Source organism: Acinetobacter sp. 8I-beige, from assembly GCF_902505955.1.
Taxonomy (GTDB): domain Bacteria; phylum Pseudomonadota; class Gammaproteobacteria; order Pseudomonadales; family Moraxellaceae; genus Acinetobacter; species Acinetobacter johnsonii.
This window is the reverse complement of sequence record NZ_LR732790.1, coordinates 315,539-337,622: the sequence shown is the minus strand read 5'-3', so window position 1 is coordinate 337,622 and position 22,084 is coordinate 315,539. Positions and strand designations below refer to the sequence as shown.

The window sequence follows — 22,084 nt, the reverse complement described above, 5'->3', positions numbered from 1 at the left end:
ATCTCATTTATTATTGTCTGTCTTAGCCAGCATGATGCCATAAAAAAAGCCCTGAGCAAGCCAAAGTTTAAATTGGCCAAGCTCAAGGCTTTTCTAAGACAACTCAATTCACATGGCAAACACCATGTAAATTAACAAGAGATTAAACTTGTTCGATGTCTTTCATCGTCAATTTGATACGACCACGGTTGTCTACATCCGCAACTTGTACCTTAATTTCTTGACCTTCTTTCAACACATCTGCCACGTTTGCAATACGCTCGTTTGAGATTTGTGAAATGTGAAGTAAGCCATCAGTACCTGGAAGGATGTTTACAAACGCACCGAATTCAACGATACGAATGACCTTACCGACGTAAATTGTACCTGGTTCAATTTCAGCAGTCAGTGCTTGGATTTTTGCAACAGCAGCAGCAGCAGCAGCTTTGGTTTCACCAAATACACGAACGGTACCGTTGTCTTCAATATCAATTGCAGCTTTGGTTTCTTCAGTGATTGCACGAATCGTCGCACCACCTTTACCGATTACATCACGGATCTTGTCTGGGTTGATGTTGATCACTTGGAATGTCGGTGCATGCATTGAAATTTCAGGGCGAGCACGTGAAATCACTTGGTTCATTTCGTTCAAGATATGCATACGACCCGCATACGCTTGGTTCAATGCCGCTTCCATGATTTCTTCAGTGATACCTTCGATCTTGATATCCATTTGAAGTGCAGTAATACCGTTCGCAGAACCAGCTACTTTAAAGTCCATGTCACCTAAGTGATCTTCGTCACCTAAGATGTCAGAAAGAACTGCGAAACGCTCGCCTTCTTTCACTAGGCCCATTGCAATACCTGCAACTGGTGCTTTCAATGGAACACCTGCATCCATAAGTGATAATGAAGCACCACACACAGAAGCCATTGAAGATGAACCGTTTGATTCAGTAATATCCGATACGATACGAATCACGTACGGGAAGCGATCAGCTGCAGGAAGAACCGCTTGAACACCACGACGCGCCAAACGACCATGACCGATTTCACGACGCTTAGGACCAGATTCACGACCTGTTTCACCTACAGAGTATGCAGGGAAGTTGTAGTGCAACATGAAGTTGTCAGTTTTAGTACCAGCTAGGGTATCAACCATCAACGCATCACGGGTATTACCTAAAGTGGTAGTTACCAACGCCTGAGTTTCACCACGTGTGAATAATGCAGAACCGTGTGCACGGCCTAATACGCCCACTTGAACATCAATGGCACGAACAGTTTTCGTGTCACGACCATCAATACGTGGTTTACCAGACAAGATGTTGTCACGTACCGTACGGTATTTCAAATCTTCGAATAATTCGTCAACTTCAGCAGCAATGCCAGTTTCATCATTTTCAGGAACGAACTGAGCAACAGCTTCTACGTGAAGTGCATCTAATGCTGCGTAACGGTCTTGCTTAACAGCAATTGTATACGCTTCAGAGATTTTCGCTTCAAATGCATCTTTCAATTTGCCAAGAAGCTCTTCATTTTTAACTGGTGCAACCCAAGTTGATTCAACCGCACCCGCAGCAGCAGCAAATTCTTTAATCGCTTGAATTGCGATTTGCATTTCGTCATGACCGAAAAGTACAGCGCCTAACATTTGGTCTTCAGAAAGTTCTTTCGCTTCAGACTCAACCATCAATACAGCAGCTTCAGTACCTGCAACCACAAGGTCAAGATCAGATTCTTTAAGCTGTTCTAAAGTTGGGTTAAGGATGTATTCACCGTTGATTAAACCAACACGTGCGCCTGCGATTGGGCCTGCAAATGGAACACCAGCAATAGACATCGCAGCTGAAGCACCCAACATTGCAGCGATATCACCTTCCATGGTTTTGTCAGAAGAAATAACAGTCGCTGTTACTTGGATTTCGTTGTAGAAACCTTCTGGGAACAATGGACGGATTGGACGGTCAATAAGACGTGAAATTAAAGTTTCAGCTTCAGACTGACGACCTTCACGCTTACCGTAACCACCTGGGATACGACCTGCAGCATATTGTTTTTCTTGGTAGTTAACAGTCAACGGGAAGAAGTCTTGGCCTGCTTTTGCTTTTGGTTGAGCAACGATTGCAACAAGAACCTGTACACCACCCATGGTGATCACAACAGTGTTTGCTTGACGAGCAACACGACCAGTTTCTAAAACAACCGTGTGTTGACCATATTGGAATTCTTTACGAATAATATTAAACATAGACATGTATTTTTCTTTCCTGATTTTTATTCTAGTGGAGACCCCTAAGGTTTGGCATTCACATCGCCATTTCAGGCAACTGTATAAATGACAAAGCTTAGAAGCCGACCTCACCAGAGACTAAAAATATGATTTTAAGACACAAAGAAGGAGCGAAACATTCGCCCCTTCCCCATTACCTCACAGAAGCAAGGTAGACTTTCTTTTTCAGTAATAAAGCATTCAAAATGCGATAGTCCGAAAATAAAAGTTTAATCGAATTAACGACGTAAACCTAAAGCAGCAATCAAGTCGCTGTAACGAGTAGCGTCTTTACCTTTAAGGTAATCAAGAAGCTTACGACGTTGGTTAACCATACGGATAAGACCGCGACGGCTATGGTGGTCGTGTTTGTGCTCTTTGAAGTGACCTTGTAAATCATTGATTTGAGCAGTTAAAAGAGCTACTTGAACTTCTGGTGAACCAGTGTCGTTTTCAGCGCGAGCAAATTTAGCAATGATCTCTGCGCGATCTGCGTTTGTTAAAGCCATTCGATTTCTCCGAGATGCTTATAAGTTACATTTGATACAAATCAAATTGATTCTTCAAAACCAAGTTGACTGCCGTGCATCACTACAGCAAGGCATTATTTTAAGGGATCTAGCGCTATATTGCAAAAATGTTTTATGTTCGCAGTCAATTCAGCAACTGACGGCTTTGCACAAATCATGCACAATAATGACAATCCTGATTTTCAATATCAGACTCAGACCTAATAAAAACGAAAAATAGAGAGAAATTTGTGAAAATTTTATCTGCCAATACCTGTTATGTCCCCCATGACCTCAACCACGTGATTCGTTCTAAAGATGAGGTCTCTGCTACCTTGGGTGGCATGAATGACGCACAAATTCAAAGCATTTGGGCCAGTGTAGAGTCCCTATATAAAACAGGAAACTACCCTTTCATCAGCCTCTGTTTACGTCGTCAGGGACAAATATTGTTAAATCGCAGCATTGGTTATGCGCAAGGCAACTCACCCGATGGTTTAGCGGCAGATGCGAAAATTGGCACACCTGATACCCCAGTTTGCTTATTTTCCGCCTCTAAAATCGTTACAGCCATGCTGATTCATATGTTGGATGAACGCGGTGATCTGAATTTACTCGATCCGATTAGCCACTATATTCCCGAATATGGCGTAAACGGTAAACGTCGTGCCACCATTTTCCATTTACTCGCTCATCGTGGTGGCATTCCTCGCATTGACAGTAAAGTCACGCCTGAACTGTTGTTTAATCAAGATCAAATTTTAGAACGTCTTTATGCGGCACAACCCGTTTCAGCCTCAGGCACACATCTGGCGTATCACGCCGTGACGTCAGGTTATATTTTAGGGGAAATTATCAAGCGGGTAACAGGTCAAACAGCCCGCGAATTTCTTGCCGAAAATATCGAAAAACCCATGGGATTAGATTACTTTAACTATGGTCTAAAACCTGAGTATCGAGCGGATGTCGCTTTAAACTATGCCACAGGTCTACATCCACGTTTAGGAACAGACCATTATCTCAATCGGGTACTGGGTGGTGGTTTACAGTTGGCCGTCGATGTGACCAATGATGCGCGCTTTATGGACACGATTTGTCCAGCGGGCAATATTTATACCAGTGCCGAACAAGCTGGACGTTTCTTTGAAATGCTCTTGAGTGGTGGCGAATACCAAGGCAAACAAATCATGAGTGCCCAAACGGTATTTCGCTCGACATTGGCCACATCAGGAGTCAGTTTAGATCGGACATTATTAGTCCCGATGCGTTATGCCTTAGGCCCAATGTTAGGGAGTAATCCTATTGGATTATTTGGACCCATGACTGGGCAAGCCTTTGGACATCTCGGGTTTTCCAATATTCTCTGCTGGGCCGATCCAGAACGTGATATTAGTGTATCTCTGTTAACCACAGGAAAGTCCGTCGTCGGGACCCACTTACCGGCTTTAGCGAAAACGCTTTATCAAATCTCAAAACATTGTCCCAAAATCTTAAAGCACCAACGTCGCTCCTTATTTGCAACTGATCGAAGTGAAACAGATTTAGTCTGAGCATAAAAAAAAGCCCAAGTAAACTTGGGCTTTTTTGCGCTGTAGTGTTCTTTTATTTTTGTTCTTGTTGTTTTGGTTATCATTATAATAATGCGCTTTTCCGCGTCTTCTATTAAACATTCCATGTTTAATTATTTACGTCCTTATGTGACACATTTTGCCACACAGAGCTAAAGATAAAAGTCGCATTTTGCTCATCTCCATGTAAGCGATTGCTTACATTAAACTCTCAATTTCTCCACAATTGAACCTAAAGCACATTCTAAAATTCAATAAATTACATTCAATTCAATAAAAAACAAATACTTAATAAATTAATTAAAAGTTACAAACCACAATATATTGCACCAATATCTACCCAACCGTTCATATATTAATGTATTTGTATTTCGATAAATGATTGGCTATTTTTTGTCATATTATGCCAATTTAGCAGATATAAAAAAGCCTTGTAGTCTCTCCCAAAACTACAAGGCTTAGCGGCTGTAAGTTTCCTCTTTCACCTACTTCACTGTAAGTTCGCTGTCTACTGACGTTATTATTATCTTTTTGCGATTATACTCAACATTCCGTGTTGAGCTCTTTATGTGAAGCCATCTTCTCAAAATCCTCAGCAAAGCTCTATGCGCAAATCTCCTGAATCCTTGTAAGCCATTTCGTACAAAGCTCCTATTTATTTATTAAATCTTCACAATTGAATTTGTTGATTAATTTTTCTTGATAGACCACTTTCTCGGGTGGTTCGAGTCACCATAGCATGTACGAATGCATCGGCATCGACCAGTAAACTGACCACTTTTTTCGCTCGCGTAATTGCGGTATAAATCAACTCTTTACTGAGTAATTTTTCAGCCTGCCGATCTAACACCACCGCGGTATGGGTGAACTCAGAGCCTTGAGATTTGTGAATGGTCAGTGCAAAAGCCGTTTCAATATTTTTGGGTAATCGTGTCGCGGCTACCCATTTATCCAGACTGGGGAAATACACCTCAAACTGCAACTTACCTTGTTGAACGCGCTGTAAACACAGGCCAATATCACCATTTGACAAGCCCAACTGATAGTCGTTATAGGTCATCATCACCGGACGTCCCAAGTACCATTCGCCTTGTTTGATTTGTTTTGATTGTTCCAATAGACGCTGCTCGATTTGTAGATTGAGCTGTTTTAGGCCGAAATGGCCATGACGCATGGCGGCTAAAATACGGTAATCATCAAAATGATGAATCACTTTGGGCACGAGAGACTCATTAGGATTTTGCTGATATTGCTTTAAAGCCTCGACATAGCCCTGAAAGCCAAGCATCAGCAGATCATAATAATGCTGCAACTGCTCTGCAGATAAAGCCTGCTCAGGCAACAATTCGAGTTGTAAATAATCGACCTTGACCTGATCCAACTCAACCGCCTTCAACGTCGTGGCATGTACCACTTGCTGTTGAAAATTGTGCAATACGCTCTGTTTTTCGGCAGGATGCGTCATTAAGTCAAAACAAGATTGCTCTTGAATAAATTGTGCCAACTTGCCAATTCGTGCATCTGATTTGAAACGACGGCTATTGACCAAATTGACTCTATTTTCAGCCAAAGCTGGAACCTGTTGTAGATCGGCGAGCACAGAGCCAACATCGACCGAAGCTAACTGATCGGCATCTCCCAATAAAATCAAACGGGCTTGATTCGGCATGGCAGCAAAAAGCATCTGCGCCAAATTTAAATCCAGCATGGATGCTTCATCAACGACAATTACATCATAAGGTAAAGGTTGTCTGCTATGAAAACGCGGTTTCTGCGTATTCCCTAGGCCCAAAAGTCGATGTAACGTCACAGGATTTAAGTTTTTCAAATCTGGGGCAACTAAGTCTTGTAACTTTTCATCCTGAAAAGAGTTCTGCAGGGCTTCTTTCATCCGCTGCGCCGCCTTACCTGTCGGTGCAGCCATCGCAATACGAATATCAGGTAGACTTTGCTTGAGCACCGCAATAATCCGTGCCAAGGTATAGGTTTTCCCTGTGCCCGGACCACCTGTAATAATACTCAACGCCTGCTCAGCCACCATCGTCAAAGCTTGCTTTTGATAGGGGTCTTCAAGCAAATGGGCATAAGCTGAAATATCCACTTGCGTTAAGTTTTGCAGTTTTAACCGTGCTACTTGCTCGGCCAAGGACTGCTCTAAAGTCCAATAACGATACAAATATAATTGCTGCTGATCGTAAACAAACGGCGCTTTTTGTTGCTGTGCCTGCTGTTCATCCATGACCAAATCATCTAAGACTGTGACGGCTTCAGCTGCAACCGAGATACAACTCTCACCGCGTAGCATGGCTTCAAGGACCTGTTGAATCATTTCACTACGCGCTTCGGTGGGCCCTGTTTTACTCAACGGTGACTGCTGAATAAACTGACTCCAACGCGTTAACCATGTGTCTACCACGGCAGCCTGATCAATACTGGCTTTATGAACATTTTCCACACGGTTATCCTCAAAGTTATCCACAGCTTAATTCTTTGTTTATGGGTGACTAATTTCACTTAATTCAGAAGTTTTGCCTACATGATTTTCAGTAGATGTATCCTCAGCAAAATAACCCAAGATGGCATCTAGCCTTAAAATAAACTCGGGGCTGGCATACCAACTTAAAACCCCTTGATTGGGCTGCCCATTCATCCCTCTCAAATAAAGATAACTCGCCTGACCAAGATGTTTTTCAATATCATAGTCCAACAAATTCACTTTTAAATAACGGTGCAAAGCCACCAAATATAAGCCCGCCTGCAACCAATAACTGGCATGTGACATATTCAATTGGATTGCATCATGATTGTAGCTCTGCTGATCCGCCCCTAAGAAGTTACTTTTATAATCGGCGATGTGATAACGCTGACCATCAAAATAAACCAAGTCAATCGAACCAGTCAGATAACGAGCAGAATTGGCTTCATTTAAGTCGAGCAGATCAATGCCGTATTCTTGAAACAATGCCTGTATGCGTTTAATCGCCAGCACATGATCGGACAATGACAAATAAAAAGGAAATTCAGCCAAGTGTTCATCGGCTTTAAGTTGCTTCAACTGAAAACCTGCATGCAAAGGCGTTTCTAGCACATCTGCTAACCACGCTTGCATCCACTGCACCAATTGAGTTTCATCATCCTGTCCAAACTCGTGTTGATATTTGCCCAATAACTCTTGCCACAGTAAGGGACTATCATTTTTAAAACGACGATGAATTTCCAGTCCCCAGTCATGCGGATCCTGAAAGTCAATATGCTCGAAAATTTCGTGCAGGAAAGTTCCCGCAGTCGTCCCCATTGGAAACTGCCGCTTAATCCACGCCAAAGGCTGACTCAGCTCCACATCCTCAAGCACAGGATGATTAATCTCGTCATCCGCACTACCCACTTTCTCGCTCAAAACCGCTAAGGCATCCATTGCCTCTTTGCGACTCAAATGCTGTGCCAACGCACTAAAACTGGTTTTGGAACGTGGATAAAAACGCTGTTCAGGAAAGGCCAAGGCTTGCAACTGAATGATCTCTTGCTGCTGGGCTGGCTGTAAACGGATCGGCTTTTCAGTCAGCAACGCCTCATCACCACTGGCAGGGTGCTCAAACAGACTGCCTGCTTGGCCACGCCAAAATGCCAATGCCGTATTTGATTTATATTCCTGATCTTGCAGTAAGGCATACACGCGGTGGCTGGCGCGGGTCAGTGCGACGTACCATAAGCGATGCTGTTCTGCTTCGGCACGCTCATTGTGTTGCTCAATCGCGGCTGGGTCTAACAGATTTGCATCATTTACCGCTACGATGCGCTGTAACTCGCTCTGCCCTGTCGTCGGATTGATCTGTTCCAGCGTTGAAAAGTTTAAGGTTTTATTCATTTCCTTAAAGTCTTTGTCGGCACCCAGCAAGAACACAATTTTAAACTCTAGACCTTTGGACTGATGAATGGTCATCAGCTGTACACCTGTGGCATTGGAGAGTTTACGTTCCAACTCCCACTCACGTTCCGCAGGCAAATGTAACTGTTTGAGATACCAATGATACAGTTTCTGCGCACCTTGGAACTGCTCACTATGCTGGCTCAACAACTCAGTCAAATGCCGTAGATTGACCACAGTCCGTTCGTTGTCTCGGCTTTGGTAAGCCACCAAGTTTTTCCACACTTTAAAGAGGTTTAAAGCGTACTGCCATGCACTTAAAAAGCCTTTGTTGATCCACATATCGCGGATGTCATCAAAATCCGCCATAAACTGGCTCAGACCGTTGGCTTGCTTTTCCAGTTCCAGTAACTGTTTTAAATCTATCGCCAACAGCCGGCTCAAAAGCGCACGGCGAACTTTGGCTTCATCAAAAGGATGCATCATTGCAGTCAATAGCGCACCCACATCTTTCGCAACCTGACTTTCAAACACACTGCGTTTAGACGGACGGTTGACTAAAATCCCTAAACGCTCTAGTTCAAACTGAACTTTGTCCAAGCCATCATGGTTTTTCGACAACACCGCGATATCATTTGCCCCCATAAACTGTGGCGGATCATCTGCCACATACAGTTGCTGTTGAATGCCTTGGTTGATTAAATCACGAATTTTCCATGCCACTTGTTGAGCTTCATTTTTTTTATCTTCAAGTAACAGCCAACGCAGCGGTACATGGTTTTCACCCTGTGCATCGACCAAAGCAGGATGTGGTCGAGTCCCTGCTTCTACAGGCTGGTAATAGACCTGCTCACCAAAGTCTTGTTGGCGTTGAAATAAAGCATCCACGACCTGTACCAGTTTTTGCACAGAACGATGGTTATATTTCAAACTATACTGCCGACCTTGCTTTGCCAAAACATCTAAACGTGCCTTGTTATAGGTCAGCATGTCACCTCCACGAAAGCCATAAATGGCTTGTTTCGGGTCACCGACCATAATCATACAGCCTTGATGATAACGCTGTGCATCACGCCAAATCCGCGCCAACATATCATCTTGGTCTTGGTTGGTGTCTTGAAACTCATCCACTAAAATGAGTGGATAGCGTGCTTGTACAAACTGGGCAAAGCGCCGGCCTTGTTCGCCCTGTAAGGCTTCTGACAAGGTACGGATTTGCTGGGCAAAAGTCGTTTCACTCTTTTGCTGCAAGACTTGTGGTAATCGCTTTTTCACCTCAGAACTTAAGTGATATTTTAAATACGCATCCAGCACATCCAAATTGAGCTCTAGCTCTGCCAATGCGTCTAAGAAACTGCGGACCTGTCGCCACACAGGATGCTGCTCAAACTGTTCCAACACATCTACAGTACATTTGTTTAAGACTTTTTTCGTCGCGAGGTCGGTCAGATGTTTTAAGGTTTTTTCAAAATGTGGCGCAAATAAGGCATAAGCCCGCTGCTCTTTCAGCGCAGTCAAAAAAGCAGGTAAATCCTGACATAGAATGCGTTGCATCAAGGCATCGGTGCGCCACTTCTTCCCCAACACCGCATGGTATTGCCCTTCGGGTGCATAATAGTCTTTCAAGCGTTCAAGCTGCGCCACATCCAGCGCAGTAAATTGATCAATGGCCTGCTCAAATTGCGTCAAATCAAGCACAGGTTTTTCCACCTGTTGAAACTGTGCCGATGCAAAGTTCAAACTATTTTCAACAATCGGCACATAGGCCTGTTCGTTTTTTAATTTTTGTTTTAACAGTAAATAATTCACCACGGGCTGTGGCTGTGCCTGAATCCACTCACGTAACACATCATGAATGAGCTGCTGAGTATAACTCTGCGCATCATCGGTGATATCCGCACGCTCAATCTTGCCACTTTCAAAAGAAAACTCACGCAGTAACTTTTGACTAAAACTGTCCAATGTCCCGACAAATAACTCATCTAGCTGATCAATCACCAACTTCAAACGCTCTTGGGCAAAACCGACCCGCTGTGTATAATCTGTGAGTACTTTGATAAAAAGCGGATCTTGTTCAGCAGCTATTTTAGCCTGTATTTCTCGCTCGGTCAGACTCTGACAACCTTCAAAATAACGTAAAGTTTCGATCAAACGTGCCCGAACGCGACTTTTCAGCTCCGCAGCGGCAGCACGGGTGAAAGTGGTTGCAATGACCTGATTCGGCAAATAGGCCCCAAGAAAAATACGTACCATCAAACTAGATAAAGTAAAAGTCTTGCCTGTCCCTGCTGAAGCTTCAATCCAATGCAAGCCCTGAAAGCTCATATCGGCAATGGGTTGATATGACATGTTCCATGTAGAGACCTGAGACTGTGCTGTCATGACTTAGTCCTCAAGGCTTTGCTGATGCAAAAATATCGGATGATATAGTTCATAGGAAAACTGCTCACAGGCATCGACAAGTAATGCTTTAGCATCCTGCTCTTGTAAAATAAACTGCCAGTCGCGGTGTGCTTTATTGGCTTCATTTTCAGTCATTGAAAAACCACTAAAGCGACCATCTTCTTCCCAAACTTTATAAATGGCGTCCATATCGGCAATCACCATCTGTTCCTGCTCATTCAGTTGCCATTCATGCGTTTTATCTTTCTCTGCAATTTTCAACAACAAGGCCGCAGGTAAAACCAAAGGCTGAGTTTGTGCATACTCCCATGCTTTCAACCAAGGTTTAAGCCATTCACGCGCCTGATTTGAACTCACGCCAGTACATAAAATGGTTCGATCACTAAACACCACGATGCGTTGATATTGCTGTCCACCCTCTCCCAAATTGACATAAGCCAGCCACAGTAAATACTCTAACCAGACTTTGGCACGGCGCTTTGCTCTGGCACTGGATGCTTCTACACTGACCCATTTTTCAGCACTAAATTTGGCTAGGGTAACATTGATCTGTAAATGTTCTCTCACCTTCCAAACTTGTTGGGTCGTGGCTGTGGCCTCGGGTGCATAACGTTGTAAACGTGCTAGCAAGCGCTGCTGTTCAAGCACGCTCATTTGCCAGACCCCATCTTGAACTTTACCAATCGGCAGTTGATCCATCAAAAGATTTGCATCCGCTTCTGCTTCATGTTGTTGTAAAAAATGACGGATGGCATAACGTCCTAAACCATCGAGCAGTAACGGTTCTTGCGTTGCAGGAATCTCTTCTGGTTTTAAGTTTTCCACGCCTAAAGTCTTGAGATACAGCCTTGCAGGGAAAGTGATGTCCTGAATCCACTGCTGACTGTCGAGCACTTGAATGTCTTGCTCTAATTTTGGATAAGGCGTATTAACCCAACTGCCCCGTTGCCCCGATGCATACTGTAGTTGTTTCGCAACTTGAAACCATTGGTCTTGAAAACGGATACTGTGCTCAGACTCAAAACCACGCGGATCAAAAGGCAATAAAGGATGGACATGATACAACGATGCCAACTGTGCAGGGACAGCCACGCCATGCTGATCAACTGTTGCGTTGGCACTCTTGGTCTGTGTGTCAGGCTGCACAATAAAAGCCATATGCTGAATCAGTTCTTGCAACACTGTAGACGGATCACGGACTTCACCATCGTTGATATCAAAGCCATTATAAAATAACCATAAGTTCTCTTGTGCCAACAACAACGCATCTAGAAAAGCCCCTTGATCATCTTCCAAACGGGAACGATCTCCCAGTTGTGGCTTTAGTAAATCCATCAGGTCAAAAGGTAAATGTGCACTGCGGTTGGGAAACTTGCCACTGTCCAAGCCCAACATCACGATCAACTTATATGGCACAGGTCGAATCTGGCCAATTTGACTAAACGTGATCTGCCCTGTGGGTTCTGCATAGTCCAATTGCGCTTCTAAAGTCTTTTGGATTTCTTCTAACACATAAGGTAAAGGTAAACTTAAACTGCGCAGTGCATGATGGTCGTGTTCATCGTAGAAACTCGCCAAGGTCAGCATACGTTCTTGTTTTTTGACCATCTTATACACTGCGGCCAAAGACTCAACACCCGCACCTTCAAACTCGCGAATATCATCCATCAAACGATTCAGCCAAGTTTCAGCAGTCGTCCGTTGTCCAATTTCATGCGCGATCATCCACTCGGAACGGTGTTTGAAATCCTGGTAAATTTCTATCAAAACACCAATCAGCTCAAAATCACTCGACTGTACTTGGGCATAGCTTAAAGTCTCATGAAACAGCACATGCTCTGGTACAGCGACGCCTAAAGCCAAACGATCTAAGGCAAACTTCAGACTATAACGATAGTCATCATCCCCTTCGGCCAAACTGCGTTTTAAATGTTCGGCATCCAATCCACGCTTAAAGCCTGCGTTGATCAACAGCTCCGTCATCCGCTCAATCATATTCATGTCTAAGCCATAACGTTGCTGCGTTGCATTTAAACTGAGCCAATCGGCAAAGTCCTCAATACTGAAACGCCCCCGCACCAAGACCATCCGTCCCAGCACAGCACGCCATGCATTTAAGGCATCGAGTTGAGTCACGCCAGCTAGCTTAATCGGCAGATAAATACTGTCTTTACTGAGTTGGTGGCCCTTTTGCAAAGCTTCACGCTCATGCGGAGGAGGCGCAAAAACACTGCGAATAAAAGGTTCTAGCTCAGTCAAACTGGGCGTCAACACTAAAATATCACTTGGACGTCGTGGTGCTTCAGCCGTGCCCTGAGCCAACCAATGCGTCAGTTGATCTTTGAGGACTTCAAGCTGTCTAAGGCTGGAGTGACAGACATGAATCTGTATCGAATCATCTTGTTCAGCCAAAGCATACTGATGCTGCGTAGGTTCTACCAAATACAGGACATCGGACTGAATTTTACCAAGTAACGTTTCTGGATATTCATCGACAAAGACATCGGCCCATACGCCATCTTCACCTGAAGAAAGGTTGGAAAGTAAAGAGAAATGGTCGCGCGCTTGTTTACCAAATCGGGTCAGTAAAGGATGGCGAGACTCTCGGGTTTCTGCATTAAAATTGAGGGTAAACTCATCAAAAAACTGCTGAATCTCGGCATCATTGGCATTTGGATTTTTTTCAATAAAACGCTGCTTCACCCGTGCGTCATAACGCGCTTTCCAGTTGGGATCGACACTGTCCGCCCAGTATTCTTGTGAAGGGTTATAGTGAAAAATAAAGATCTCGATGTACTGCCCTAATCGATGCAAAAACTCCAATTGCTTTGGTGGTAAATCTAAAACCGTAAACACCACCAGCTGAGCAGGTAACTTTTTAAGCGCAGCGTCTCGGGTCTCGGCTTGATCGAGTAAGTCCCAAAATGCAGTATCAATACGCTGAATTTGTTCAAAGTCAGCATGGAATACCACTTGCCAGAGCCAACGCTGCCATGCTTCCAATTCATGCGCTTGATTAAGCTGAAAAGCACTGAGTTCTTGATGGGTTTTAAAGAACATCTGCTCCAAATCGAGCGGCTGGTTTTTGCCCCACGCTTGTAACCAATTGGTCTGGCAACGGCAATTTTGCGGTGGACAACCTTTGGTGCAATGCCCACGATAGTCCATATAAAAACTAAATAACCGTGAAACCTGCTCCGCGACCCAATACAGCATGCTTTGTTTTTTCAGCTGTTTATCAATGCCTTGTTGCAAACGGTCAGCGCTGGCATAGATCCGCTGAATAATCGGATACAACGGATGAGCAACCTCTAAAGGATTCAGCTCGGCTTGTATAAATTCTTTTAAGGCTTGAAAGACACGCCATTTAATAATCAATCGCGGAATATTGGCTTTACGGACTTCATCTTTTTGGTCGACCAAAACCCACTGATAAGCCGACCATTGAAAACCACGAATACGATGATGAAACTGCGTGTTGGCACTGATGCCCTGCTGTTCTGCCAACTTTTGCGTTAGCCACGCCTCAACCGCAGGTGAAGGTACAATAAAGTGCTGTGCTTGCAGCACTTGAAAGGCATTTTTGGCCGGTTTAAAGACGGTTTTTTGCATGGCTTGCAACAGAACATCAATACGCTGACTTTGTATTACGTGTATTGCCATGTTTCCCCTCAAATGACCGTCTTAAGAAAAATCTACAAAAGCACACAGATTATTGACTATACTTCTGGTTCTGTCTATGTCACTTTGATGACATATTTCTATTTAAAATTTGCTTTAAAATACACACTTTAAGCAAAACTAGAATCAATGTAAATCAGGATATTTTAGGATTTAGAAGATGAAATTAGAGCACATTCCAGAAAAAATTGATCCCTCTTTAAATTTAGAACAAATCCGCGAAGAATGTTTGGACTTAGTCAAAAAGCGCGCCTATTTTTCTGCAGGTGCAGCGGTTATTCCAGTCCCTTTCCTTGATGTGGTGATTGATGTGGGCATATTGTCGCAGTTGATTCCCGAAATTAACGCCCGCTTTGGTTTAACCCCTGAGCAAGTCAGTGTCTACGACCCAGAAACCAAGCAAATCCATTGGTCAGAACTGCGTAAACGTGGCGTGGAGTTCTCTGGACTGGTGGTGGCACGTACAGCCGTGAAGAAATCCCTCAATAACATGGCAGCCAAATACATCACCAAACAAGTCACCAAATTCATTCCTCTTGGTGGACAGATGATTGCGGCTAGCTTGGGGTATGTCGTGATGAAAAAAATTGCGGAAACCCATGTGGAAGAGTCGTATAAGCTCGCCAAAGGCATTCAACTAAAACAAGCCGCTGAACAAGGTGTTCCTGTTGCAGCGCCAGTGACCCAAATTCCTTTAAGTTAAAGAACTAAATCTGTCTCTATAAAAAACGGTCAAATGACCGTTTTTTATGCTTTTTAATCTGTGTCGCGATCCGCTTTGAGCTGTTTTAAAATTGCCCTTAAGACTTCAATTCGGGCCTGTTGTTTATCATTGGTGGAAATAATATACCAAGGCGCATAGCCTGTATCGGTATGTGCAAACATATCCGCGGCTGCCTTTAAATAGTCATCCCATTTGTCGCGATTGCGCCAATCTTCTTCGGTAATTTTAAAGCGTTTATGCGGAGTGCTTTCACGGGCTTTAAACCGCGCCGCTTGTTCATCTTTATCTATCGCCAGCCAAAACTTAATCAGCACGGTTTGGCTGTTGCTGAGGTTTTTTTCAAAACGATTGATTTCCGCATAAGCGCGTTGCCACTCCACCTCGGTTGCGAAGCCTTCTATCCGCTCTACCAAAACGCGTCCATACCACGTCCGATCAAAAATAGTGATGTCATCCGACTGCAACTTACTCCAAAAACGCCACTGGTAAGGACGGCGTAGCTCATACTTTTCAGGTGCGGCAATGGTATGAATTTCATATTCTCGTGGGTCGAGCTTTTTCACAATGCGCTTAATCGCACCACCTTTCCCAGCGGCATCCATACCTTCAAAAGCGATCACCACTTTACGGTCATCACAGCGGATGGCATCGGCCACTTGTTTGGTGAGTTTTTTTAACTCTGCTTTATAGTTTGCATCCTCAGCTTGAGGGGCTTCAAACTGAGTCAGAATATCTGGTATCGGCGCTTGCTGCCATTTTAATGCGGCCTTTTTTTCATGCTCTGGACAGTGTCGCAGCGCTGTTAAAATCGCTTGTGCAAAATTGTGATTACGCAAATCTTCATCTTCACCATCAATGATTTGCCAGTCATCGGTGAAGCGCGTACGTAGCTTTTGTAAGGTGTCATATTGTTTTTTATTGCGCCAGTCTAGCCCATGCAACTTATGCCAATGCACTTCGCTCGGGTCCATATCATCCAGACGCTTTTGCAGAGACTTCCACGACAAATCGAACCAAACTTTTAAGACATCTACGTTGTTGTTTTTTAAGTCCTGTTCAAAAGCCCGCATATTGCTGACGTATTCATCAAACAAAGTGTCGTCCAAAGGCTTTGAAGCATGCATGGCCGTAGCCAACAAGTCCCCATACCAATTACCAAACCACACCATAATTTGCCCTTCGGCAGGTACAAATCGAGTATAGGGCTGCCAAAAAGGCTGTTTTAGATTAAACAGATGCGGTGGATCGGCTTTGACATATAAAAAACGCGGATCGACCCATTCGCGCAGCTGTTTCACCGCTTCGCCTTTACCCGCAAGTTCAATTCCACTGACCAAAATCACTAAACTTTTTGCATTGCTCTGATCACGGGTATTCATCAACGCATATTGCGCTTCAATTAAGTCCAGTGAAAGCTGTTCTTCATTCAGCACTGTACTGACGATCGTTTCTGTATCCATGGCCCCCTCCTTTTTTCTATTTAATCAGATCACTAGATCCTAAAAGATGATGGTCTAGATGATTTTCATATGTATCTTTTGACTACTTCTACATCAAACTGACCACAAATAAATAGTTTTTTTGTCACTTTGTCATAGCGAGTTCCGTCATCACGCACTAAGATTTAGCTATCTTTAAATAGAACTGAGACAGCAAATGTCCAAACTCGCCGCCCTCGATGAGCTTTTAGAACAGTATTACCAATTGCATTATCATCAAGATTCGGTGCTCTTCCAACGTTTACAAGATGTGCAAGTCTGGCAAAAGCAACGGATGCAACGCACGCATAACCGTGCTTTCGCAGAAAAACAGAACCTCTTGATGGCCGAGTATTTTATCAACCGTTTATATGGTGGCCCAGATTTTGACGCTTTGGCAGGACAAATTGCGCGCTTGAGCAAATATGCGCACAAAGCAGAGAAATTAATTCCTGAAAATGCCATTAAAACAGGTACCTCTGGGGTTGAGTTGGCTATTTTGGCGGTGCGGCTGGATGAACAAGTGGCGATGCAATTGCTGAAAGATCACCATCCCTCTGAAGCCTTAACCGATGATTTGATGCGCCAAGCCTATTTAAAACTAGAACAAGGCGAAGAACGCTTGAAACAGCTGTATTTACTCGATCAATTGGGTAAGAACCTCGATAAATACATGCGCTCTTTTATGGTCTATACCGCTTTTAAGATGTGTAAAGGGACGGCCAACAAATATAACTTCAATGTCATGTATGAATTTATGCAGGATGGCTTTTTAGCCATGAAACCGCTAAAGTCGGCAGAGAAATTTGTGAAAGACTTTACGGCGGTGGAACGTCAAATTATTGATAAAGTCCATGCGGGGCATTTGTATCCTTTTCAGTAAATTTCAACGAATGACTTGATAAAAATAAGCCAGCAGCAGCTTTGCTCTGCTGTTTTTCTGTATATTATTCAGCACAATTGCATGATGGTTACTGTACAACGTCCTAGAATCTGTCATCATGCATGCACTGCAACATTTACCCTATTGCTATGTTAGGAGTGACTCCCATGTCGAATGAAAATCAAACGCCTACCGCTACTCAAGAGTCGGCACAAAACACAGACAAAGTGAGTCCATTTTTAACTGAACCATTACCTCAAGGCACAGCGCAAGGTCAGCAACAGTCCTTACAACAACAGCTAACCAATACGCCTGTGACAGGTTCTGTGCCTAAATACAACCTGCCTCGCGGTGCCAACACAGGTAACGTGGGCAGTACCACACACTTTGGTTACCAAACAGTCAGCAGTGATGACAAAGCCCAAAAAGTAGCGGAGGTTTTCCACTCGGTTGCCAGCAAATACGACATTATGAATGACTTGATGTCTTTTGGTATTCACCGTCTATGGAAACGCTTTGCGATCAATATGTCAGGGGTTCGTCGTGGTCAGCGCGTATTAGATATTGCTGGTGGGACAGGCGACTTGGCTAAAGTGTTTAGCCGCGAAGTTGGCCCTACAGGTCATGTGGTACTTTCAGACATTAATGAATCAATGTTAAATGTGGGGCGTGATCGTTTAATTGATGCAGGCTGTACCAATGTTGACTTCGTATTAGCCAATGCTGAAACCCTAGAGCCGTTTGAAGACAACAGCTTCGACCTACTCACGATCTCGTTTGGTCTACGTAATGTGACCGATAAAGATGCAGCACTTGCAGCGATGTACCGCGTGCTTAAGCCAGGTGGTCGCCTACTGGTATTAGAGTTCTCTAAACCTGTGTTTGAGCCTTTTTCAAAACTGTACGACCTATATTCGTTCACCGCACTGCCGATCATGGGTAAAATTATTGCCAATGACTCAGAAAGCTACAAATATTTAGCCGAGTCCATTCGTATGCACCCAGACCAACGCACGTTGAAAGGCATGATGGAAAATGCAGGCTTCCAAAACTGTGACTATCACAACTTAACCGGTGGTATCGTTGCTGTACACCGTGGTTTTAAACTTTAAAATTAAACGTTTAAGGGCAAATTATGTGGTCGATTCTGGCACTCGGTGCAGTTGAACGATTAATTCATCATGTGATTAATTTGGATGCGATCACTCGCATCCAGCTCAATGAACTACAAGGCAAGATGTTACGTGTGGTGATCGCGTCCCCGCAACTGTCTGTAGATGTGTTCTTTGACCAAGCTAAAGTGCGCTTAGAACCTACCGTTACGGGGCATAGTGAAACAGCGTCCATTTTTGAACAACGCCCTTTTGATCAAGCTCAGTCTCACACCCCAGCAACCGCAACTTTAACGGTGGCCAATGTGGTTGAGCTGCTCAAGCTTTTACTGGCGGATGATGTCGGCACTATCCCCCTGCAAGGCGATTATCACCTTCTGCAAGATATTCAACGGATTATGCAACAAGCTGAGCCTGACTTGGCTGCGCATCTAAGCCCGTGGATTGGCCCAAGTTTGGCGCATGAATTGGCCAAAATCCAACTGGCACCGAAGCACATCAAACAGGCCTTACAAAGTCATTTGTTCTTTGCTGAAGATGCCTTAAAAGAAGACAGTGGTCTATTTGCCCCACGTTGGCAAATGGATGATCTGCATCAAGACACCCGCATTTTTAATCAAAACTTAGATCGTGCCGAAGCCAAAATTCAACAGCTTCAAGCACAGATTGACACTCAAGACTCAACTCAAAACTAGGTATTTACATATATGATTCCGCACGTTTCACGTTTACTCGAACTTTGGCGCATTGCCGCGCACTATAGACTCGACACGTTGTTTCCTGCGGAAGAATTGCCTGAAAAAGCACGCCATGCATTGGGTGTAATTCGTATGCACCCTGCGGCATGGTCCAGTCGTGAACGAAAAAATCCACTGAAGCTCAAACTGGCTTTAGAGGAAATGGGACCACTGGCGATTAAAATGGGACAACTACTGTCTACTCGTCGTGACCTGATTCCACCTGAAGTACTACAACAACTGGTTTTACTCCAAGACCGTGTCAAACCGTTTGGTTCTGATGTAGCGAAAATGCGCATTCAAGAATCACTGAAAGCCGATGTAAACACACTGTTTGCACGCTTCGATGAACAACCCTTGGCAGCAGCCTCGATTGCTCAAGTACATACGGCCGCTTTACATGATGGGCGCGAAGTGGTGGTGAAAGTCACCCGTCCCGCTATTCGTAGTCAAATTTTACAAGACTTTGAAATTTTAGAATGGCTAGGTGATTTTCTAGAAAAACGTCTAGAAGCCGCGCGTGCACTGCACTTATCTGAAATTATTCAGAACTATCGTCAAGTCATTTTAAATGAACTGGATTTGACTTTAGAAGCCGACAATACCCGTCGTATGCGCCATTATTTTACAGGCTCAAGCATGATGTATGTGCCTGAAGTCTATATGGACAGCAAAGACGTGATGGTGGCCGAACGCATTACGGGCGTTCCCATTTCAGATATTGAAACCTTTGAAAAGCTGGGGATGGATCGTAAAGATCTGGCGGAAAAAGGCTTAACCATTTTCTTTACCCAAGTCTTCCGTGACAACTTTTTTCATGCCGACATGCATCCGGGCAATGTCTTCGTTGAAACCCTAAACCCAAGCCAACCCCGCTATATTGCGCTGGACTGTGCCATTATGGGTGAGTTGTCGAAGCATGACCAAATGACCGTGGCACGTATGCTGCTTGCGGTCATGAACAGCGACTTTATGCAACTGATTCAAATCGTGCATCAAGCTGGTTGGATTCCACCGGGCACAGACCAAGATGCACTAGCACGTGAAATGCGTCGCACGGTCGGGCCAATGGTGTCCAAACCTATGCATGAATTGGACTTCGCGGGCATTTTGATTCAAGTTATGGATATTGCACGACGCTTCCATTTGGAAATTCCACCACAACTGATGCTGCTGCTTAAAACCCTCGTACATGTTGAAGGTTTAGGGACTGACCTTTACCCGGAGCTGGACATTTGGAGTTTAGCTAAGCCAATCCTGACCGATTGGATCAAAGCGCAAATGAATCCACAAAAGAACCTAAAAGAGTTAGGACAAAAAATTCCGGACTTACTTTTAGGGGCACAAGACTTCCCAACGCTGTTGGTCGATAGCTTAAATGGTCTCAAAAACCAATCAGCTTGGCATGCTAAACAGCTCAATGAACTGCAAAGTATGCGCCTACAAATGGAGCATCAGCAAAAACGCAGTTGGATTTTTGGCAGTCTCATGGCCATTTTGCTGTCGATTGCGATTATCTCGCCTTGGTTTATTTCAGTGATTTTAATTGTACTCACCAGCTTACTGGCGGTGTGGCGCGTGTTTAAATAGACGCTTTCTGCTGTATTAAAAGCCTGAGTCTCTCAGGCTTTTTTATGTTTAGGTTTTATGTAGGAAGTGACTCCCAAGTCATTCTTGGATCACTTTTGCCAATGCGCTCGCTCTCTCGCAAGTTAAAATGACAATACATATTGTCTATTTTGAATGATCACGATGACTCAAATCCTGCAAAAACACCCTCCAGCTTTAAGCATTCGTGCAGGTAAATTAGCACGTCAACTCATTCAAAGTGAAGGCTTACAAGCTGAACAGGTCGATATTGTACCCGGTGCCGCAGGTGGGCCCAAAGGCATCGGGATTCAAGGTTTAGACCAAGCCATTTTTGGTGAATTCTTTGCTCGTGCACCGCAAAGACGAACGTTGATTGGTTCATCCATTGGCAGTTGGCGCTTTGCCAGCATCTTAGCGCACGGTGCGAAAGCAGGTACCGAACGTTTAGGTGAACTCTATACCAACCTCTATTTTGACAAAAAAATGCAGCGTCAAGAAGTCAGTGATATTTGCCGTGGCATGCTGCTCGACTTGGTGCAAGGCAAAGAAGCGGAATTGGTCAATCATCCCGATTACCACCTCACAGTGCTGTCGATTAAAGCACAGCACATCTTCCAAAGTGACCAAGTTCTCCCGCTATTGGCCTCTGTGGCAGGTATCATCGGCACAACCGCTGTTTCGCGAAAGCATAGTCGCCACTTTATGCAACGGGTAATTAGTCAGCCCAGCAATGGTAAACAATTTAAAGTGGAAGATGATTTCCTCACTCATTATCACAGTCTCACCGCTGCAAACGTTCTGCCTTGGCTGATTGCTTCAGCCTCTATTCCAGGCGTGATGGCCGCAATTCGCGATATTCCAGATGCGCCACAAGGCAGTTATCGCGATGGTGGTCTGATTGACTATCACATCGATCTGCCTTTTGAGAGTCAAGGCATTGTGCTTTATCCGCACTTTACGGACAGCATTACGCCGGGGTGGTTTGATAAACTGTTTAAACGTCGCGCCAATCCTGAAAATCAAGCCCGTACGCTACTATTGTCTCCGTCCCAAGACTATTTACAGAGCTTACCTTTAGGACGCCTGCCCGATCGTAAAGATTTCACCCTCAAAGGGCTCGACCAAAAACAGCGCATTCAAATGTGGAACCAATGTATTTCTGAAAGTCAGCGCTTAGGTGATGAGTTCTTGGAAATGGTGGAAAAACAGCATTTTGCACAGGTCATACAAGATTTATAAACAAAATTTGCGCATGAATGTAATCTTGTTTAATCTGACCAAAT

13 protein-coding genes are annotated in these 22,084 nt (G+C 44.2%); 7 read left to right on the top strand and 6 right to left on the bottom strand.

Features of this window, described 5'->3' with window-relative positions; translation table 11 throughout:
* Window positions 1-142: 142 nt before the first annotated feature.
* Window positions 143-2,230, bottom strand: a complete 2,088-nt coding sequence (gene pnp, locus GVX98_RS01625; RefSeq protein WP_171054252.1) for a polyribonucleotide nucleotidyltransferase — start codon at window positions 2,228-2,230, stop codon at window positions 143-145.
* Window positions 2,231-2,490: 260 nt separating this feature from the next.
* On the bottom strand, window positions 2,491-2,760 hold the full coding sequence (rpsO, locus tag GVX98_RS01620) for a 30S ribosomal protein S15 (RefSeq protein WP_004692669.1): 270 nt from the start codon (window positions 2,758-2,760) through the stop codon (window positions 2,491-2,493).
* A 251-nt stretch (window positions 2,761-3,011) separates the two neighbouring features.
* On the opposite strand from rpsO, the gene GVX98_RS01615 reads away from it, so the two are divergent.
* Complete coding sequence (locus GVX98_RS01615; protein ID WP_159127080.1) at window positions 3,012-4,310, top strand: serine hydrolase; 1,299 nt, start codon at window positions 3,012-3,014, stop codon at window positions 4,308-4,310.
* Window positions 4,311-4,998: 688 nt separating this feature from the next.
* Here GVX98_RS01615 and recD read toward each other — a convergent pair.
* Genes recD through GVX98_RS01600 form a run of 3 tightly spaced genes read right to left on the bottom strand, consistent with a single transcriptional unit; the run spans window position 4,999 to window position 14,259 of the window.
* On the bottom strand, window positions 4,999-6,783 hold the full coding sequence (gene recD, locus GVX98_RS01610) for an exodeoxyribonuclease V subunit alpha (protein ID WP_004978799.1): 1,785 nt from the start codon (window positions 6,781-6,783) through the stop codon (window positions 4,999-5,001).
* A 39-nt stretch (window positions 6,784-6,822) separates the two neighbouring features.
* On the bottom strand, window positions 6,823-10,575 hold the full coding sequence (locus GVX98_RS01605; protein WP_159127079.1) for a UvrD-helicase domain-containing protein: 3,753 nt from the start codon (window positions 10,573-10,575) through the stop codon (window positions 6,823-6,825).
* A gap of 3 nt (window positions 10,576-10,578) precedes the next feature.
* The gene (locus GVX98_RS01600) at window positions 10,579-14,259 is read right to left on the bottom strand and encodes an exodeoxyribonuclease V subunit gamma (protein ID WP_159127078.1); all 3,681 of its coding nucleotides are present in this window, start codon (window positions 14,257-14,259) and stop codon (window positions 10,579-10,581) included.
* Window positions 14,260-14,437: 178 nt separating this feature from the next.
* Here GVX98_RS01600 and GVX98_RS01595 point away from each other — a divergent pair, with 178 nt between their 5' ends.
* Complete coding sequence (locus GVX98_RS01595) at window positions 14,438-14,980, top strand: hypothetical protein (protein WP_004692676.1); 543 nt, start codon at window positions 14,438-14,440, stop codon at window positions 14,978-14,980.
* Window positions 14,981-15,033: 53 nt separating this feature from the next.
* Here GVX98_RS01595 and GVX98_RS01590 read toward each other — a convergent pair whose 3' ends face one another.
* Window positions 15,034-16,461 carry a phosphate--AMP phosphotransferase gene (locus GVX98_RS01590; RefSeq protein ID WP_159127077.1) on the bottom strand — a complete coding sequence of 476 codons (1,428 nt, stop codon included), beginning with the start codon at window positions 16,459-16,461 and terminating at the stop codon, window positions 15,034-15,036.
* A gap of 196 nt (window positions 16,462-16,657) precedes the next feature.
* On the opposite strand from GVX98_RS01590, the gene GVX98_RS01585 reads away from it, so the two are divergent.
* The 5 genes from GVX98_RS01585 (at window position 16,658) to GVX98_RS01565 (ending at window position 22,040) form a co-directional block, all read left to right on the top strand.
* Window positions 16,658-17,362, top strand: coding sequence for a hypothetical protein (locus tag GVX98_RS01585; protein ID WP_004978789.1), 705 nt, complete (start codon window positions 16,658-16,660; stop codon window positions 17,360-17,362).
* Between the two features lie 167 nt (window positions 17,363-17,529).
* A complete protein-coding gene (gene ubiE / locus GVX98_RS01580) occupies window positions 17,530-18,474 on the top strand; it encodes a bifunctional demethylmenaquinone methyltransferase/2-methoxy-6-polyprenyl-1,4-benzoquinol methylase UbiE (RefSeq protein WP_004978787.1) in 945 nt (314 codons plus the stop codon).
* 23 nt (window positions 18,475-18,497) lie between these two features.
* The gene (locus tag GVX98_RS01575) at window positions 18,498-19,169 is read left to right on the top strand and encodes an SCP2 domain-containing protein (protein WP_004978784.1); all 672 of its coding nucleotides are present in this window, start codon (window positions 18,498-18,500) and stop codon (window positions 19,167-19,169) included.
* A 12-nt stretch (window positions 19,170-19,181) separates the two neighbouring features.
* Window positions 19,182-20,801 (top strand): AarF/ABC1/UbiB kinase family protein, encoded by a 1,620-nt coding sequence (locus tag GVX98_RS01570; RefSeq protein WP_004978783.1) that lies wholly within the window; start codon window positions 19,182-19,184, stop codon window positions 20,799-20,801.
* Window positions 20,802-20,963: 162 nt separating this feature from the next.
* A complete protein-coding gene (locus GVX98_RS01565) occupies window positions 20,964-22,040 on the top strand; it encodes a patatin-like phospholipase family protein (RefSeq protein WP_159127076.1) in 1,077 nt (358 codons plus the stop codon).
* Window positions 22,041-22,084: the final 44 nt, after the last annotated feature.

Excerpts from the sequence above, each read along its gene's own strand:
- pnp (WP_171054252.1), bottom strand. The coding sequence starts at position 2,230 with ATGTTTAATATTATTCGTAAAGAATTCCAATATGGTCAACACACGGTT.
- rpsO (WP_004692669.1), bottom strand. The coding sequence starts at position 2,760 with ATGGCTTTAACAAACGCAGATCGCGCAGAGATCATTGCTAAATTTGCT.
- GVX98_RS01605 (WP_159127079.1), bottom strand. The coding sequence starts at position 10,575 with ATGACAGCACAGTCTCAGGTCTCTACATGGAACATGTCATATCAACCC.
- GVX98_RS01600 (WP_159127078.1), bottom strand. The coding sequence starts at position 14,259 with ATGGCAATACACGTAATACAAAGTCAGCGTATTGATGTTCTGTTGCAA.
- GVX98_RS01595 (WP_004692676.1), top strand. The coding sequence starts at position 14,438 with ATGAAATTAGAGCACATTCCAGAAAAAATTGATCCCTCTTTAAATTTA.
- GVX98_RS01590 (WP_159127077.1), bottom strand. The coding sequence starts at position 16,461 with ATGGATACAGAAACGATCGTCAGTACAGTGCTGAATGAAGAACAGCTT.
- GVX98_RS01585 (WP_004978789.1), top strand. The coding sequence starts at position 16,658 with ATGTCCAAACTCGCCGCCCTCGATGAGCTTTTAGAACAGTATTACCAA.
- ubiE (WP_004978787.1), top strand. The coding sequence starts at position 17,530 with ATGTCGAATGAAAATCAAACGCCTACCGCTACTCAAGAGTCGGCACAA.
- GVX98_RS01575 (WP_004978784.1), top strand. The coding sequence starts at position 18,498 with ATGTGGTCGATTCTGGCACTCGGTGCAGTTGAACGATTAATTCATCAT.
- GVX98_RS01570 (WP_004978783.1), top strand. The coding sequence starts at position 19,182 with ATGATTCCGCACGTTTCACGTTTACTCGAACTTTGGCGCATTGCCGCG.
- GVX98_RS01565 (WP_159127076.1), top strand. The coding sequence starts at position 20,964 with ATGACTCAAATCCTGCAAAAACACCCTCCAGCTTTAAGCATTCGTGCA.